The sequence below is a fragment of the Ruegeria pomeroyi DSS-3 genome (assembly GCF_000011965.2).
GTDB lineage: Bacteria > Pseudomonadota > Alphaproteobacteria > Rhodobacterales > Rhodobacteraceae > Ruegeria_B > Ruegeria_B pomeroyi.
On record NC_003911.12, the window covers coordinates 3,076,948 to 3,091,371 of the forward strand.

Consider the following 14,424-nt stretch of genomic DNA (forward strand, 5'->3'; position numbering starts at 1 on the left):
CCCTAGTGATATGCCGATTGTGGATAGCAGGATGCAATTTCGCGATTTGTGCCCGCCCGGTCAGGCTTGCAGGATCAAGGCAACCGACACCGTAGCCGAGACCCCCGTGACCCGATCCGCGCCCTATACCGGACAAGCGCTGCCCCGGCGCGAAGACCCCCGCCTGCTGCGGGGCGAAGTGCGCTATGCGGGCGATATCCACCTGCCGGGGGCGCTGCATCTGGCCTTTCTGCGCAGCCCCTATGCCAGCGGTCAGCTCGTTGCCTGCGATACCTCTGCAGCACGGGCGATGCCGGGCGTGGCGGCAGTGCTGGGTGTGGCCGACCTGGGCGCGCTGGGCGGGCTCCAGGTCAACCCGGTGCTGCCGCTCGACCATGCCACACCTTACCCGATCCTGGCCGGCGACACGGTATCGGCGGTGGGCCAGCCGATCGCGGCGGTGCTGGCCGAAACGCCGGACCAGGCGCTGGATGCAGTCGAGGAGATCTCGGCAGAGATCGAGGAGACCCCCGCCCCGCCCCCCGAACTACTGGCCATGCAACACTGGCAGAGCGGCGATGCGGCGGTGGAATTCGCCCGCGCCGCGCATGTGGTCGCGGTCCGGGTCGCCCATCCCCGCCTTGCCCCCAGCCCGATGGAGCCGCGCGCCATCGCCGTCCTGCCCGAGGGCGGCGGCCTGACCGTCTGGCTCTCCACCCAGACACCGCACCGGGCGCGGGCCGACCTTGCGCGCATTCTGTCCCTCGACCCGGCCCAATTGCGGGTGATCGCCCGCGATGTGGGTGGCGCCTTTGGCATGAAGGCCTCGCTTTACCCCGAAGAGGTGCTGGCGGTCTGGGCCGCGCATCACCTGGGCCGCCCGGTGCGCTGGACCGCCTCCCGCAGCGAAGAGTTCCTGTCGGCCACCCATGGCCGGGGGCTGTCAAGCGAAGGCCAGCTTGCCATTGACGCCGAGGGGCGGTTTCTGGCGCTCAAGGCCCGCGTCGAGGCGCCGCTGGGCCATTGGCTGCCCAACTCGGCGCTGATCCCGGCCTGGAACGCCGCCCGCATCCTGCCCGGCCCCTATGACATCCCTGCCACCGATCTGGGCACCAGCGCCCGCCGCGCCCATACTGCGCCCACCGGCATCTATCGCGGCGCAGGCCGCCCCGAGGCCTGCGCGCTGATGGAACGTCTGGCCGATGCCGCCGCCCGCGCCACCGGCCTTGATCCCGCCGAGATCCGCCGCCGTAACCTGCACCGTGCGAACGGCCCGCGCGACCTGCCCGCGGGCCGGGTCGAGGGGGCCGATTATGTCACAGCCCTCAACCATTTCCTGACGCTCGCGGATTACCCCGCCTGGCGCGCCCGGCGCGACGCCCTGCGCGCCGGTGGGGCCTTGGCCGGGATCGGCCTCGGCTTTTACGTCGAACCTTCGGGCAAGGGCTGGGAAAGCGCCCGTGTCACCCTTGAGGCGGGCCGCGCCACGGTGGAATTTGGCGGCAGCAGCCAGGGCCACGGGCGCGAAACCGCGCTGGCCCAGATTGCCGCCGATGCGCTGGACCTCACGCCCGCCGATATCACCGTGCAGCATGGCGACACCGCCACCTGCCCGCCCGGTATCGGCGCGCTGGCCAGCCGCAGCACCCCCATCGGAGCCAGCGCCGTGCTCGAGGCCTGCGGCGAGATCACCCGCCGCCGCGACGCGGGCGAGACCGGACCGATCACCGCCGACACCATCTATACCGCCCCGGGCGAGGCCTGGGGCCATGGCTGCTACCTCGCCGCGATCGAGATCGACCGCGACACCGGCGCCCCGCATCTGACCCGCATGGCCTGCCTTGACGATGCCGGGCAGCTGATCAACCCGCTGCTGGCCGAGGGGCAGGTGATGGGCGGCTTTGCCCAGGGCCTGGGCGAGGCGATGATGGAGGCGCTGCATTTCGACGACGGCCAGCTGCTGACCGGCTCGTTCATGGATTACGCGATGCCGCGCGCGGCTGACCTGCCGCCGCTGACCATCCACAAGACAGAGACGCTTGCCACCACCAACGCGCTCGGCGCCAAGGGGATCGGCGAGGCCGGCACCATCGGCGCCCCGGCGGCGATCCTGAACGCCGCGCTGGATGCGCTGGCCCCGTTGGGCGTGAGCGAGTTGCAGATGCCGCTTACCAGCCTGTCGCTCTGGCAGGCGATCACCGATGCAAGCAAGGGATGCGAGACATGAAATACGCCAAAAGCGAGGCCAAGGACCATGCCCGCGAACATATGCGCGGCATCTGGGCCGCCGCCCTCAACCCCTTTGCCGAGGATCTGTCGTTCGACGAGGCCGGTTTTCGCCGCAACATTCGCCACTGGGTCGATGATCTGGGCATCGAGGGCCTCTTCATCTGCGGCAAACAGGGCGAGTTCTTCTCGATGTCGCTGGAGGAGCGCAAGCGCAACCTCGAGGTCGCGGTCGAGGAATGCGCCGGGCGCGCGGGCACCATGATGTCGGTCTCGGACCAGAACTTCGACACCGTGCTGGAACTGGCCCGCCATGCCCAGGATGTGGGCGCCGACTATATCGTGGTGCACGCGCCGGTGCTGCATTTCGTACACGACCGCGACGCGCTGCTCTACGAATACTACAAGGCCATCAGCGAGGCGGTCGATATCGGCATCGCCATGTGGAGCCACCCTGACAGCGGCTATCTAATGAGCCCCGAGCTCTGCACGCGCATCGCCGATCTGCCCAATGTGGTGGCGATCAAATACTCGGTCCCGCGCGAGATGTATGCCCGCCTGACCGAGTTGGCGGGTGACCGGATCCAGGTCTCCACCGCCTCCGAGGAGGAATGGTTCGACAATATCGTGGAGCTTGGCTGGCGGCTCTATCTCTGCTCTTCGCCCCCCTACCAGCTGCAAACCGCAAACGACCGGCGCATGCATGACTATACCCAACTGGCCTTTGCCGGCCGTATCGACGAGGCCCGCGCCATCCGCGACAGCCTCGACCCGGTGCGCCAGGCGATCAAATCCACCAAGCCGGGCGGCAAGCCGCAGGCGCATGGCAAATACTGGCAGGAGCTGCTGGGACAGACCGGCGGGCGCGTGCGCTTTCCGATGCAGGAACTGACCGAGGCTGAGAAATCCGCCACCCGCGCCGCGTTTGCGGCCTGCGGGCTGCGCCTCTGACCCTTCATTTCGCGCAAGATACTCCGGGGGAGTCGCGCAAGGCGCGACGGGGGCAGCGCCCCCTCCCCCCGCTAAAGCAGAACCTCGATCAGCTTCGGACCCGCCTCGGCAAATCCCCGCTCCAGCGCCACGGCGAACTCTTCGGCCCGCTCAACCCGGACAGCAGGCACACCAAGGCTTTGCGCCTGTGCGACCCAGTCGATGGCGGGCCGCTCCAGGCTCAGCATATCCAGCGCGCGGGGGCCGGGGTTCATCACGCCCACACCCGACAATTCGCCCAGCAGGATGCGATAGCTGCGGTTGGCCCAGATCACCACGGTGATATCCAGACCTTCACGCGCCATGGTCCACAGGGCCTGTGGCATGTACATGGCCGAGCCATCGCCGGTCAGCGTCATAACCCTGCGGTCGGGGCAGGCGATGGCCGCGCCGATGGCGGCGGCCAGGCTATAGCCGATGGAGCCGCCGCAATTGTTGATCCATGTATGCGGCGCGGCGCCCAGCGTGGCTCCGTGAAAGGCGCGCCCGGTGGTCACCGACTCGTCTACCACAATGGCACCTTCGGGGATGTGTTGGCCCAGCACGGCGGCGACACTTTCGGGCGTACAAGGGCCACTAACTGTTCCCGGTGCGACAGGCGGCGCGAGCACCGGCACGACACCCGCAGCGCCCACCGCCCGTTCCAGCCCTGCCAGTGCGCCATCCAGATCGGCGGCCCAATCGGCCAGCGCAATGATTTCTGCCTCGGGATGGGTCAGAACCGCAGGTTTGCCCGGATAGGCAAAAAAGCCGATGGGAGGACGGGCGCCCAGCAAGACGATGCGCCGAAACCGCGACAGCGCCTCAAGCGCCATGTCGATCGGATAGGGCACCCGCGCCACCGGCACCCGGCCCGCGCCACGTTCCACCCGCGCATTGGCCCATTCCGACAGCAGCGCGCAGCCGGTCGCCGCCGCGATCCGCCCGGCGCGCTCCAGATTTTCCGCGCTCAAAGCCTCACCACCCAGCAGCAACAGGCTGTCGGGCCCGCTCAGCGCGGCGACGGCCTGTTCCAGCATCTCCGCCTCGACCGGCTCTCGTGTAGGCACCGGCAGGGCGGGCGCGACCTGCCCGCCCGGCGTCCAGGCCGTGTCCGAGGGCAGGATCAGCGTTGCCACCTGCCCCGGCGCGCTGCGTGCCGCCTGTACCGCGCGGGCGGCATCGCGCCCCACATCCGCCGCAGACAGCGAGGTTTCGACCCAATGCGAGACCGGCCGCGCCAGCCCCTCGATATCCGCTGTCAGTGGCGCGTCCAGCTCGAGATGGCTGGCTGCGTGCTGACCCACAATATTGACCACGCCCGACCCGGCCTTCTTGGCGTTGTGCAGGTTCGAGATACCGTTGGCCAGGCCCGGCCCCAGATGCAGCAAGGTCGCCGCCGGTTTGCTCGCCATCCGGTAATATCCATCCGCCGCCCCGGTCGCGACCCCCTCGAACAGCGCCAGGACCGAGCGCATGCCCGGCACCTGATCGAGCGCGGCCACGAAATGCATCTCGGACGTGCCGGGATTGGTGAAACAGGTATCGACCCCGCTTTGCAGCAGGCTGCGCACCAGGCTTTCGGCGCCGTTCATTTCGCTCATCACCCTCGCTCCTCGCAATTGGGGCGAGCCTAGGCGCAGAGCCGCCCGGCGTAAACGGTGCACGATATCGTGAGCACCGGGGGGCGGTGAAATCTGGCATCAAGGGACAAGCAAAGGAGAGACCCACCATGCGCCTTGCCATCCTCGCCCTGATCACCTGCCTTGCCCTGCCCGTATTGGCGGGCGACCTGAACCCGCGCCCGGGCTGGGCGGTGCACGCCACGGCCAAGACCCATGCACAACTGGTCGAGGATACCCGCGCCGCGATCACCGCAAACGGCTTGGGCATCGTCACCCAGGCAGGCCCGACCGAGGCCGCCGCCCGGCGCGGCATCACCATTCCCGGCAACCGGGTCATTGGCGCCTTCAACAACGATTTTGCGGTGCGGATACTGGCTCTGTCCACCGCCGCAATGATCGAGGCGCCGATCCGGTTCTATGTCACCGAGAACGCCGACGGCTCTGCCACGCTGGGCTACAAGCTGCCCTCGCAGGTGTTTGCCCCCTATCTGGACGAGGCTGGCGCCGAACTGGCCGCCATTGCCGCCGAGCTGGACGCGCGGTTTGCAGCGGTGGCGGCGCAGGCAATCGCCTCACAGTGACGTGACCCCCCTTGCCTTCGGACGCAGGCTCCGCAATCTCGGCCAGAACCGATGCCTGTAACGGAGCCCCACCATGTCAGACCCCCTTCCCCGCGCCGCCGACCTGCTGGCCCGGCGGCTGTACGAGGCGGGCTGCCGCCATGCCTTTGGCATGCCCGGCGGCGAGGTGCTGACGCTGGTCGATGCGCTCGACAAGGCCGGGATAACCTTTCACCTGGCCAAGCATGAGAATGCCGCAGGTTTCATGGCCGAGGCGGTGCATCACCGCGACGGCGCGCCCGCGATTCTGCTGGCGACGCTGGGGCCGGGGGCGATGAACGGGGTCAATGTCGTCGCCAATGCGCTGCAGGACCGGGTGCCGATGATCGTGCTCACCGGCTGTGTCGATGCCGATGAGGCGCTGACCTATACCCATCAGGTGATGGACCATGCCCAGGTGTTCCGCCCGATCACCAAGGGCAGTTTCCGCCTGACCGCCGAAGGCTCGGATATCATCGCCGACAAGGCGGTGTCGCTGGCAATGCAGCCCCGCCCCGGCCCGGTGCATATCGACGTGCCGATCGGCGTGGCCGCTACCCCGGTGCGCGAGACAAGGCGGCGGCGGCTGACACCGGCGGCCCCCGTGGCGCCCGGCGGCACCTGTCTGGAAAGCGCCCGCCGCTGGGTCGCCGAGGCACGCCACCCGCTGGCGGTGATCGGCCTCGACGTGCTGGCGGACGGGTCGAAATGTGTCCTGCAAGCCTTTCTGGAACATTTCGAAATTCCCTTTGTCACCACCTACAAGGCCAAGGGCATCCTGCCCGAGGATCACCGACTTTGCCTGGGTGGCGCGGGCCTGTCACCACTGGCCGACGGCCACCTGCTGCCGCTGGTGCAGGCCGCCGACCTGATCCTGTGCCTGGGCTATGACCCGATCGAAATGCGCCCCGGCTGGCGCGAGGTCTGGGACCCCGAAAGCCAGCGGGTGATCGACATCTCGGCGGTGGTCAACGACCACTACATGCATCAGGCCGGGATCAATATCGTCGCCGATACCGGCGCCACACTCGAAGCCATCGCCAAGGGGACAACCGGGCACGCCACCTGGCCCGGGGGCGAACCGCAGGCGGCCCGTGCCGCGCTGGCCCGCGCCTTTCCGCAGGACGAGGTCTGGGGCCCCGCCGCCATCATCGCCGAGACCCGCGCCACCCTGCCCGAAGGCACATTGGCCACCGCCGATAGCGGCGCCCATCGCATCCTGCTGAGCCAGATGTGGCGCTGTGACGAGCCGCGCGGGCTGATCCAGTCCTCGGGCCTGTGCACCATGGGTTGCGCCCTGCCGATGGCAATCGGGCTCAAGCTGGCCGAACCCGACCGCCCGGTGATCAGCTTCTCGGGCGATGCCGGGTTCCTGATGGTCGCCGGAGAGCTGTCGACCGCCGCCGAGATGGGCGGCAACCCGATCTTTCTGGTGTTTGTCGATGCCAGCCTGTCGCTGATCGAGCTGAAGCAGCGCGGCCGCCAGTTGCCCAATCGGGGCGTCGATTTCGGGCATCACGACTTTGCCGCCATCGGCCGCGCCTTTGGCGGGCATGGACACACCGTGCGCTCGCGGGCAGAGTTGCGCGCGGCGCTGGAGGCGGCGCAGGCAGCGGACCGCTTCACGGTGATCGCCGCCGAAATTGCACGAGGGGATTACGATGGCCGGATCTGAACAACCCAAAGGGCCGCTCGACGGGGTGCGCGTGCTGGACCTCAGCCGCATTCTGGCGGGGCCGACCTGCACCCAGCTCTTGGGCGATCTGGGCGCCAATGTGATCAAGATCGAGAACCCCGGTTCGGGCGGCGACGACACCCGCCAATGGGGGCCGCCCTATGTCACTGACGCCGAAGGCAACCCCAGCGATCTGAGCGCCTATTTCATGGCCGCCAACCGCAACAAGAAATCGGTGACGCTGGATATCTCGACGCCCGAGGGGCAGGCACAGATCCGGCGTCTGGCGGCACATGCCGATATCCTGATCGAGAATTTCAAACCCGGCGGGCTGGCCAAATACGGGCTGGACTATGCCAGCATCGGCCCCGAGTTCCCCAGCCTTGTCTATTGCTCGATCTCAGGCTTTGGCCAGACCGGCCCCAATGCCTCGAAACCGGGCTATGACCTTATGGCCCAAGGGTTTGGCGGTGTAATGTCCCTGACCGGAGAGCCCGAGGGCGCGCCCATGAAGGTGGGCGTGGGCATCGCCGACGTGATGTGTGGCATGTATGCGACCGTGGGCATCCTTGCCGCGCTGCATCACCGCGAGCGCACCGGCGAGGGTCAGCATATCGATCTGGCGCTGGTCGATGCGCAGGTGGCCTGGATGATCAACGAAGGCGTGAACTATCTGACCAGCGGCGCCCTGCCCCAACGGCGCGGCAATGCTCACCCCAACATCGTGCCCTATGACCTTTATGCCACCTCGGACGGGCATGTGGTGCTGGCGGTGGGCAATGACAGCCAGTTCCGCCGGGTCTGCGAGTTTCTCGACCTTGCCGCGCTGGCCGACAATCCGCGCTTTGCCACCAACCAGGCGCGGCTGCAGAACCGCGCCACGCTGGATGCGCTGCTGCGCCCAGCGCTGGCGGCGCGCAGCAAGGCCGAGGTGATCGCGGGGCTTGAGGCGCGCAAGGTGACGGTGGGGCCGGTGCAGACCATCGATCAGGTCTTTGCCAGCGACCAGGTCGCGGCCCGCCAGATGCAGATCGACATGGAATCACAGGCCGGTCCGGTGCATCTGATCGGCAACCCGCTGAAACTGTCGCGCACCCCGGTAACCTACCGCAGGGCGCCGCCGCGCTGTGGTCAGGACACCGAAACCGTACTTTCCTCGGACGATCCCTTCGCGGACTGAAACATCGCCGGGCCCTTGGCGGCAAATTGCTGAAACAACAGGGGCCTTCGGCGGCTTTTCCCCCATTTTCCGCACACGGGTTTTCACCAATTCGCGAGCGGCGTCGATCCTGATACGGGGCTCCAATAGACTTGGCAAAGGCGCGAACAGCCACCCTTTGCAAGGAACGGACCCGGTATGAGAGACGATGTTTTTGGACAGAGCAACAGCCTGACGCGCGCGGACAGCGCCGAGGCGTGGGACGGCGTTCTGCTGGGCTTCATGGCCCATGCGGCCGTGACCCCGCAGCATCTGGCCCGGGTGTTGGAGCTGGAGCCCGATTTCGCCCTGGCGCATGCCATCAAGGGCCTGTTCATGCTGCTTCTGGGCCGGCGCGAGATGACCCCGGTCGCAATCGAGGCCATGGCCGCCGCCGAACGCGCAGCCGCCGCGCGCGCCATCACCGCGCGCGAAGGGCATTACCTGGCCGCCCTGCGCCATTGGCTGGCGGGCAATCCCAGCCGCTCGGTGCAGGAATTCGAGGCGATCCTGCGCGCCCATCCCGACGATACCCTGGCCATGAAGCTGAGCCACGCGACCCGATTCGTACTGGGCGATCCCGCTGGAATGCGCCGCTCGATCGAGCGGGTGATGCCCGCTTATGCCCCCGATCATGCCGGGCGCGGCTATCTGCTGGGCTGCCATGCCTTTGCCCTCGAAGAAACCGGCGCCTACGACAAGGCCGAGATCGCCGGGCGGCAGGCGCTGTGGATGGTCTCGGACGATGCCTGGGGCCTGCACGCGGTTGCGCATGTGCATGAAATGAAAGGACAATCCGAACTTGGTCTGGATTGGCTTGCCGGGCGCGAAGCGGCCTGGTCGCATTGCAACAATTTTCGCTATCACGTCTGGTGGCACAAGGCGCTGATGCATCTGGACCAGGGCCAGATTGATCAGGTATTCGATCTTTACGATTCAGCGATTCGCAAGGACAAGACAGACGATTACCGTGACATATCAAACGCCACCTCGCTGCTGTCGCGGCTCGAGCTCGAAGGCGTAAATGTCGGAGACCGCTGGGAAGAACTGGCCGATCTGAGTGCCGCGCGCACAGAGGATGGATGCCTGATCTTCGCAGACCTGCATTACCTGCTGGCCCTGACCGGGGATACCCGCGAAGACGCCATCTCGCGAATGCTGCACCGGATCAAACGCGATGCAGACATGGCCCAATGCGACACCACCCGCCGCATGGCCGACCCCGGACTGGCCGCCGCGCAAGGGCTCGAAGCCTTTGGCGAGGGGCAGTATGGCCAGGCCTTCGACCACCTGCTGACCGCGCGCGGCAGCATGCAGTTGGCCGGGGGCAGCCACGCCCAGCGCGACGTTTTCGAACGCATCACCATCGACGCGGGCCTGCGGGCCGGACGTCTGGATGCGGTCGAGCGAGTGCTGGACGACCGCCGCGCCAAACGCGGCGGCCACGAAGATACCTATGCCCTTGCCCGCCGGGCCTTGATCGAGGCGGGTCGCGACGATCGCAACATTCACAGCGTTCCCGCGGAATGACGAGTGATACAGAAGGACCAAGCACGTATGGCGACAATTTCGCCCGCCGCTGATTTCGCCCCCACCGCCACGGCGCCCCGCGCCGCGGCCACGGCTGCCAGAACCCGCGACCTGCGGCTGGATTTCTTTCGCGGAATCGCGATGTTCATCATCCTGGTGGCCCATATTCCGTTCAACCCCTGGGCCGGCTGGATTCCGGCGCGGTTCGGGTTTTCCGACGCGACCGAGATCTTCGTCTTCTGCTCGGGCATGGCCTCGGCCATCGCCTTTGGCGGCGCCTTTCTGAAACGGGGCTGGTGGATGGGCACCGCGCGCATCGCCTTCCGGATCTGGCAGGTCTATTGGGCGCATATCGGGCTGTTCTTCTTCACCGCCATGAGCATGGCGGCGCTGGACCTGTCGGGCCTGTTTGAAAAGAGCTATGTGGACGGGCTGAACCTGCAGCATTTCTTCGGCGATCCGATGCCGCAGATGCTGGGCTTGTTTACGCTTACCTACATTCCCAATTACTTCGACATTCTGCCGATGTATCTGGTGGTTCTGGCGATGATGCCGCTGATGATGGGGCTCAGACAGGTCGGGTTCTGGGCAATGGCGCTGGCTTCGGTGCTGATCTGGGCGGTGGCCCAGACTGGTGTGCTGGCATTGCCGGCGGAACCCTGGTCCGACCGGCAATGGTTCTTCAACCCGTTTGGCTGGCAGCTGTTGTTCTTTACCGGATTCGCCTTCATGCGCGGCTGGATCCCGGCGCCTCCGGTCAACAAGGCGCTGATCTGGGCGGCGGCGCTGTTTGTGGTGCTGTCGGCCCCGTTCGGCTCGTGGAAAGTGTTTCTGTGGGTCGATGCCTGGAACCCCACCGTCAGCGAGCCGATCCGCGCGACCTGGAAAGTGACCGGAGAGCTGCGCGACAAGACCGACTTCGCCTTGCTGCGCTATGTGCATTTCCTGTCGCTGGCCTATCTGGGCTGGGTCGTGGCGGGCGACAAGGGCGCGCGGTTGCTGCCGCAGGGTGATGGCGCGTTGGCGCGGGCCTGGCAGATGGTGCTGAACGTCATCCTCAAAGTCGGTCAGCAATCGCTGGCGGTCTTCGTCTTCTCTATGGCCGCCGCCCGACTGCTGGGCGTGCTGCTCGACATCGCCGGGCGCGACGCGCTCAGCGTTCTTGCCGTCAACCTGTTCGGCTTCGCCCTGATTACAGCGGTCGCCTATGGCGCCGCCTGGTTCAAATCGCATCCCTGGAAATCGCGCACATGATGCTGTCTCGCCGTTCCTTTCTGGCCTCTGTCTCGGTGCTGGCGCTGGTGCCGCGCGCCTTTGCCGCCGCCCCTGCCGAACCGTTCGAGCGCGCCATGGTGACCGCCCTGGCGCGCGATCTGGCATCGCGCCCCTATGCGCCGCGCCCCGGCGTGCCCGATCCCTGGCAGGCGCTGACCTATGAGCAATACCGCTCGATCCGGTTCCGCATCGACCACGGGCTGTGGGCAGGCACCGAAACCCCGTTCAGCGTCGATTTCTTTGCGCCCGGCCTCTATTTCCCGCGCGCCGTTCAGGTCGAGTCGGTCGAGGCCGGCATGACCCGCCCGGTCGCCTTCGAGATGGACATGTTCGACACCGGCCCCGAAGTGCCGCCCCTGCCTGTCGACGAGGCGCTGGGATTCTCGGGTCTGCGCCTGCGCACCGAGATGCACCGCCCCGGCGAGACCGATGAGTTCTGCGTCTTTCAGGGCGCCAGTTATTTCCGGGCCATCGGTCTGGGCGAGGCCTATGGCCTGTCGGCGCGCGGCCTCGCGCTCAAGACCGGCGATCCGATGGGCGAGGAATTCCCCGATTTCATCCGCTTCTGGCTGGAACGCCCCGAACCGGGCCAGCGCGCCATGGTCGTGCATGCGCTGATGGACAGCCCCTCGGTCACCGGTGCCTATCGGTTCGAGATCACCGCCGGCGAAGATACCGTGATGGAGGTCGAAGCGACCCTGTTCGCGCGCGAGGAACTTGACCATGTGGGCCTGGGCCCGCTCACCTCGATGTTCCTCTACGATGCCACCGACCGCACCCGGTTCGACGATTTCCGCCCCGCCGTGCATGACAGCAACGGGCTCTTGATCCGCAACGGCGCGGGAGAGGTGATCTGGCGACCGCTGGCCAACCCCCGCGCGTTGCAAATCTCCTCGTTTGTCGACGAGAACCCGCGCGGCTTTGGCCTGATGCAGCGGGCGCGCGAGTTTTCGGATTTCGCCGATCTCGAGGCGCATTACCACCGCCGCCCCGGCCTGTGGGTCAAGCCGCATGGCGATTGGGGCAAGGGCGCGGTGACCCTGGTCGAGATCCCGGCCGATCAGGAGATCTATGACAATATCGTCGCCTATTGGCGCCCCGCCACCCCCTATGCCGCCGGCAGCGAGGTGACACTGTCCTATCGCCTGACCTGGGGCGAGGAGCCGCACCGCACGCCGCTGCCGCGCGTGATCCGCACCGCCATGGGCGACAAGACCTTTGGCGAGGGGCGGCTGGTGGTCATCGATTTCGAAGCCAGCCCGCTGTTCGACGATGCCGAGGGGCTGGAGCCGATCGTGCAATCGCCTCATGCCCAGATCGCGCCGCCGGTTCTGCAACGCAATCCCGATACCGGTGGCATGCGCTTGGCGTTCTCCTTTGTCCCGGGCGAGGCGACGCTGGTCGAGCTGCGCGCGCAACTGCGCCGCGACAAGGAGGCCGCTTCCGAAGTCTGGCTATACAGGTGGACCGCGTGATGCGCGACGATCTTCATATCATGCCCCCGCCTGCGCCGCTGGCGATGCAGGCGCAGGATTTCAGCGCCGGGTTCCGTGATGCGCTGGCCCCGCCCGACTCTCCCCAGCGCGATGTGGCGCCCTGGCGGGTACTGGCGTTTTCGCCCGCCATGGCGGCAACGCTGGCGCTGGTCTGGCTGATGGGTGACTGGTTCTCCGACAGCGGGATCTCGGTGCTCGAGGCGGTGCTGCTGGCGCTGATCTCGTTCAACTTCTTCTGGATCGCCTTTGCGGCCAGCACCGTCCTCTTGGGCATGCTGTCGCTGTCGCGCCAGCCCGCGCGGGCGCGGGCGGGCCGGGCAGAGCCGCTGAAGGTGGCGCTGCTGATGCCGGTCTATAACGAGGTGCCCTGGTATGTGCTGGGCAATGCCCGCACCATGCTGGAAGAGCTCAAGGCGCGCGGCGGCCAGCATCAATACGCCATGTTCATCCTGTCCGACACCCGCGACGACGCCATCGCCGCGCAGGAACAGGCCAGCGTCGAGGCGCTGCGCACCACGCTGGCGCCGGACCTGGCGCTCTATTACCGCCGCCGGGTGGAAAACACCGACCGCAAGGTTGGCAATATCGCCGATTGGGTGGCTGGCTGGGGCGGCGCCTGGGATGCGATGCTGGTGCTGGATGCCGACAGCCTGATGACCGGCCGCGCCATCGCACGCCTGACCGATGCGCTGGCCCGCGACCCCGGTGCCGGGCTGATCCAGAGCTTTCCACAACTGATTGGCGCGCAATCGGTTTTTGCCCGGATGCAGCAATTCGCCAATGGCGTCTATGGCGCCGCCTTTGCCGAGGGCATGGCCCGCTGGTGCGGGCAGGAAGGCAACTATTGGGGCCATAACGCGATCATCCGCACCGCCGCCTTCGCCAATTGCGCGGGCCTGCCCAAGCTGCGCTCGTTGTCGGGGCGCGAAAAGCTGATCATGAGCCATGATTTCGTCGAGGCCGGGCTACTGCGCCGGGCTGGCTGGTCGGTCCGCTTCCTGCCGCGCATCCGAGGTTCCTACGAGGAAACTCCGCCTACCCTGATCGACCATGTGCTGCGCGACCGCCGCTGGTGCCAGGGCAACCTGCAACACCTGAACCTGCTGAACGCGCGCGGCTTTCGCTCGGTCTCGCGCTTTCACATGTTCCACGGCGCGATCGGCTATCTGATGTCGCCGATCTGGTTCGCGCTTTTGGTGATGTGGGCGCTGATCGGGCATGGGCAGGATGGATCGGTGCTGCAATATTTCAGCCCCGACAACCCGCTGTTCCCGCAATGGCCCGAGATGACCGAAGGCCGGCATGTGCTGATCATCGTGGTGATGTATGCGATGCTGCTGCTGCCAAAGCTGCTGGGCGTGCTGGCGTTGCCGCTGAGCGGCGCGCATTACTCGGATTTCGGCGGTGCCGGCCGCTTCCTGCTGTCCTTCCTCTCCGAAGTCGTGTTGTCGATCCTCTATGCGCCGATCCTGATGGTGCAGCAGATGATCGCGGTGTTCCGCACCTTTCTGGGCATCCAGAAAGGCTGGTCGCCGCAGGCCCGCGACGGCGGCACCTATGGGCTGGGCACGCTGGTCAAATGCCACATGCTGGAAACGCTGAGCGGGCTGGCGCTGGGCACCGGCATCGCGCTCGGTCTGGTCTCGGTCTGGCTGGCGCCCATCGCGCTCAGCCTGGCGCTGGCGGTGCCGCTTTCGGCGCTGTCGGGCGTGTCGGCGGGCACCGCGCGGCGGCTGATCGGCATGCGTGAAGAGTTCCGCGAGCCCGCGATCACCCGCAGCGCCCGCGCCTATCGCAACGAGCTGAAGACCTTGCTGGAACGCGGCAGCCGGATTCACCCGGCCGAGTGAGG

Annotated in this window: 10 protein-coding genes; 9 read left to right on the forward strand and 1 reads right to left on the reverse strand. The window is 67.0% G+C overall.

From position 1 onward, the window contains the following. Positions 1-106: 106 nt before the first annotated feature. Both SPO_RS14620 and SPO_RS14625 read left to right on the forward strand, forming a co-directional pair. Positions 107-2,206 carry a xanthine dehydrogenase family protein molybdopterin-binding subunit gene (locus tag SPO_RS14620; RefSeq protein WP_044029312.1) on the forward strand — a complete coding sequence of 700 codons (2,100 nt, stop codon included), beginning with the start codon at positions 107-109 and terminating at the stop codon, positions 2,204-2,206. Beyond that, positions 2,203-3,156, forward strand: coding sequence for a dihydrodipicolinate synthase family protein (locus SPO_RS14625; protein ID WP_044028585.1), 954 nt, complete (start codon positions 2,203-2,205; stop codon positions 3,154-3,156). Before SPO_RS14620 ends, SPO_RS14625 begins: the two co-directional genes overlap by 4 nt. Positions 3,157-3,227: 71 nt before the next feature. Here SPO_RS14625 and SPO_RS14630 read toward each other — a convergent pair whose 3' ends face one another. After that, a complete protein-coding gene (locus tag SPO_RS14630; RefSeq protein WP_011048583.1) occupies positions 3,228-4,778 on the reverse strand; it encodes an acetolactate synthase large subunit in 1,551 nt (516 codons plus the stop codon). A gap of 128 nt (positions 4,779-4,906) precedes the next feature. Here SPO_RS14630 and SPO_RS14635 point away from each other — a divergent pair, with 128 nt between their 5' ends. From SPO_RS14635 to mdoH, 7 genes are all read left to right on the forward strand, one after another. Next, a complete protein-coding gene (locus SPO_RS14635) occupies positions 4,907-5,380 on the forward strand; it encodes a DUF302 domain-containing protein (RefSeq protein WP_044028589.1) in 474 nt (157 codons plus the stop codon). A gap of 73 nt (positions 5,381-5,453) precedes the next feature. Continuing rightward, positions 5,454-7,073 (forward strand): thiamine pyrophosphate-binding protein, encoded by a 1,620-nt coding sequence (locus SPO_RS14640; protein WP_011048585.1) that lies wholly within the window; start codon positions 5,454-5,456, stop codon positions 7,071-7,073. After that, positions 7,060-8,253 carry a CaiB/BaiF CoA transferase family protein gene (locus tag SPO_RS14645; protein ID WP_011048586.1) on the forward strand — a complete coding sequence of 398 codons (1,194 nt, stop codon included), beginning with the start codon at positions 7,060-7,062 and terminating at the stop codon, positions 8,251-8,253. The genes SPO_RS14640 and SPO_RS14645 overlap by 14 nt, the downstream gene beginning before the upstream one ends. A 177-nt stretch (positions 8,254-8,430) precedes the next feature. After that, on the forward strand, positions 8,431-9,801 hold the full coding sequence (locus tag SPO_RS14650) for a tetratricopeptide repeat protein (protein ID WP_011048587.1): 1,371 nt from the start codon (positions 8,431-8,433) through the stop codon (positions 9,799-9,801). Positions 9,802-9,828: 27 nt separating this feature from the next. Further along, positions 9,829-11,055 (forward strand): OpgC family protein, encoded by a 1,227-nt coding sequence (locus SPO_RS14655; protein ID WP_030003241.1) that lies wholly within the window; start codon positions 9,829-9,831, stop codon positions 11,053-11,055. After that, on the forward strand, positions 11,052-12,551 hold the full coding sequence (locus SPO_RS14660; RefSeq protein ID WP_011048589.1) for a glucan biosynthesis protein: 1,500 nt from the start codon (positions 11,052-11,054) through the stop codon (positions 12,549-12,551). Before SPO_RS14655 ends, SPO_RS14660 begins: the two co-directional genes overlap by 4 nt. After that, positions 12,551-14,422 carry a glucans biosynthesis glucosyltransferase MdoH gene (mdoH, locus tag SPO_RS14665; protein ID WP_044029313.1) on the forward strand — a complete coding sequence of 624 codons (1,872 nt, stop codon included), beginning with the start codon at positions 12,551-12,553 and terminating at the stop codon, positions 14,420-14,422. The genes SPO_RS14660 and mdoH overlap by 1 nt, the downstream gene beginning before the upstream one ends. The last annotated feature ends 2 nt before the right edge of the window (positions 14,423-14,424 follow it).

Bases quoted from the DNA above. Each gene is read 5' to 3' on its own strand.
- mdoH (WP_044029313.1), top strand. From the start codon at position 12,551: ATGCGCGACGATCTTCATATCATGCCCCCGCCTGCGCCGCTGGCGATG.
- SPO_RS14655 (WP_030003241.1), top strand. From the start codon at position 9,829: ATGGCGACAATTTCGCCCGCCGCTGATTTCGCCCCCACCGCCACGGCG.
- SPO_RS14625 (WP_044028585.1), top strand. From the start codon at position 2,203: ATGAAATACGCCAAAAGCGAGGCCAAGGACCATGCCCGCGAACATATG.
- SPO_RS14660 (WP_011048589.1), top strand. From the start codon at position 11,052: ATGATGCTGTCTCGCCGTTCCTTTCTGGCCTCTGTCTCGGTGCTGGCG.
- SPO_RS14635 (WP_044028589.1), top strand. From the start codon at position 4,907: ATGCGCCTTGCCATCCTCGCCCTGATCACCTGCCTTGCCCTGCCCGTA.
- SPO_RS14630 (WP_011048583.1), bottom strand. From the start codon at position 4,778: ATGAGCGAAATGAACGGCGCCGAAAGCCTGGTGCGCAGCCTGCTGCAA.
- SPO_RS14645 (WP_011048586.1), top strand. From the start codon at position 7,060: ATGGCCGGATCTGAACAACCCAAAGGGCCGCTCGACGGGGTGCGCGTG.
- SPO_RS14650 (WP_011048587.1), top strand. From the start codon at position 8,431: ATGAGAGACGATGTTTTTGGACAGAGCAACAGCCTGACGCGCGCGGAC.
- SPO_RS14640 (WP_011048585.1), top strand. From the start codon at position 5,454: ATGTCAGACCCCCTTCCCCGCGCCGCCGACCTGCTGGCCCGGCGGCTG.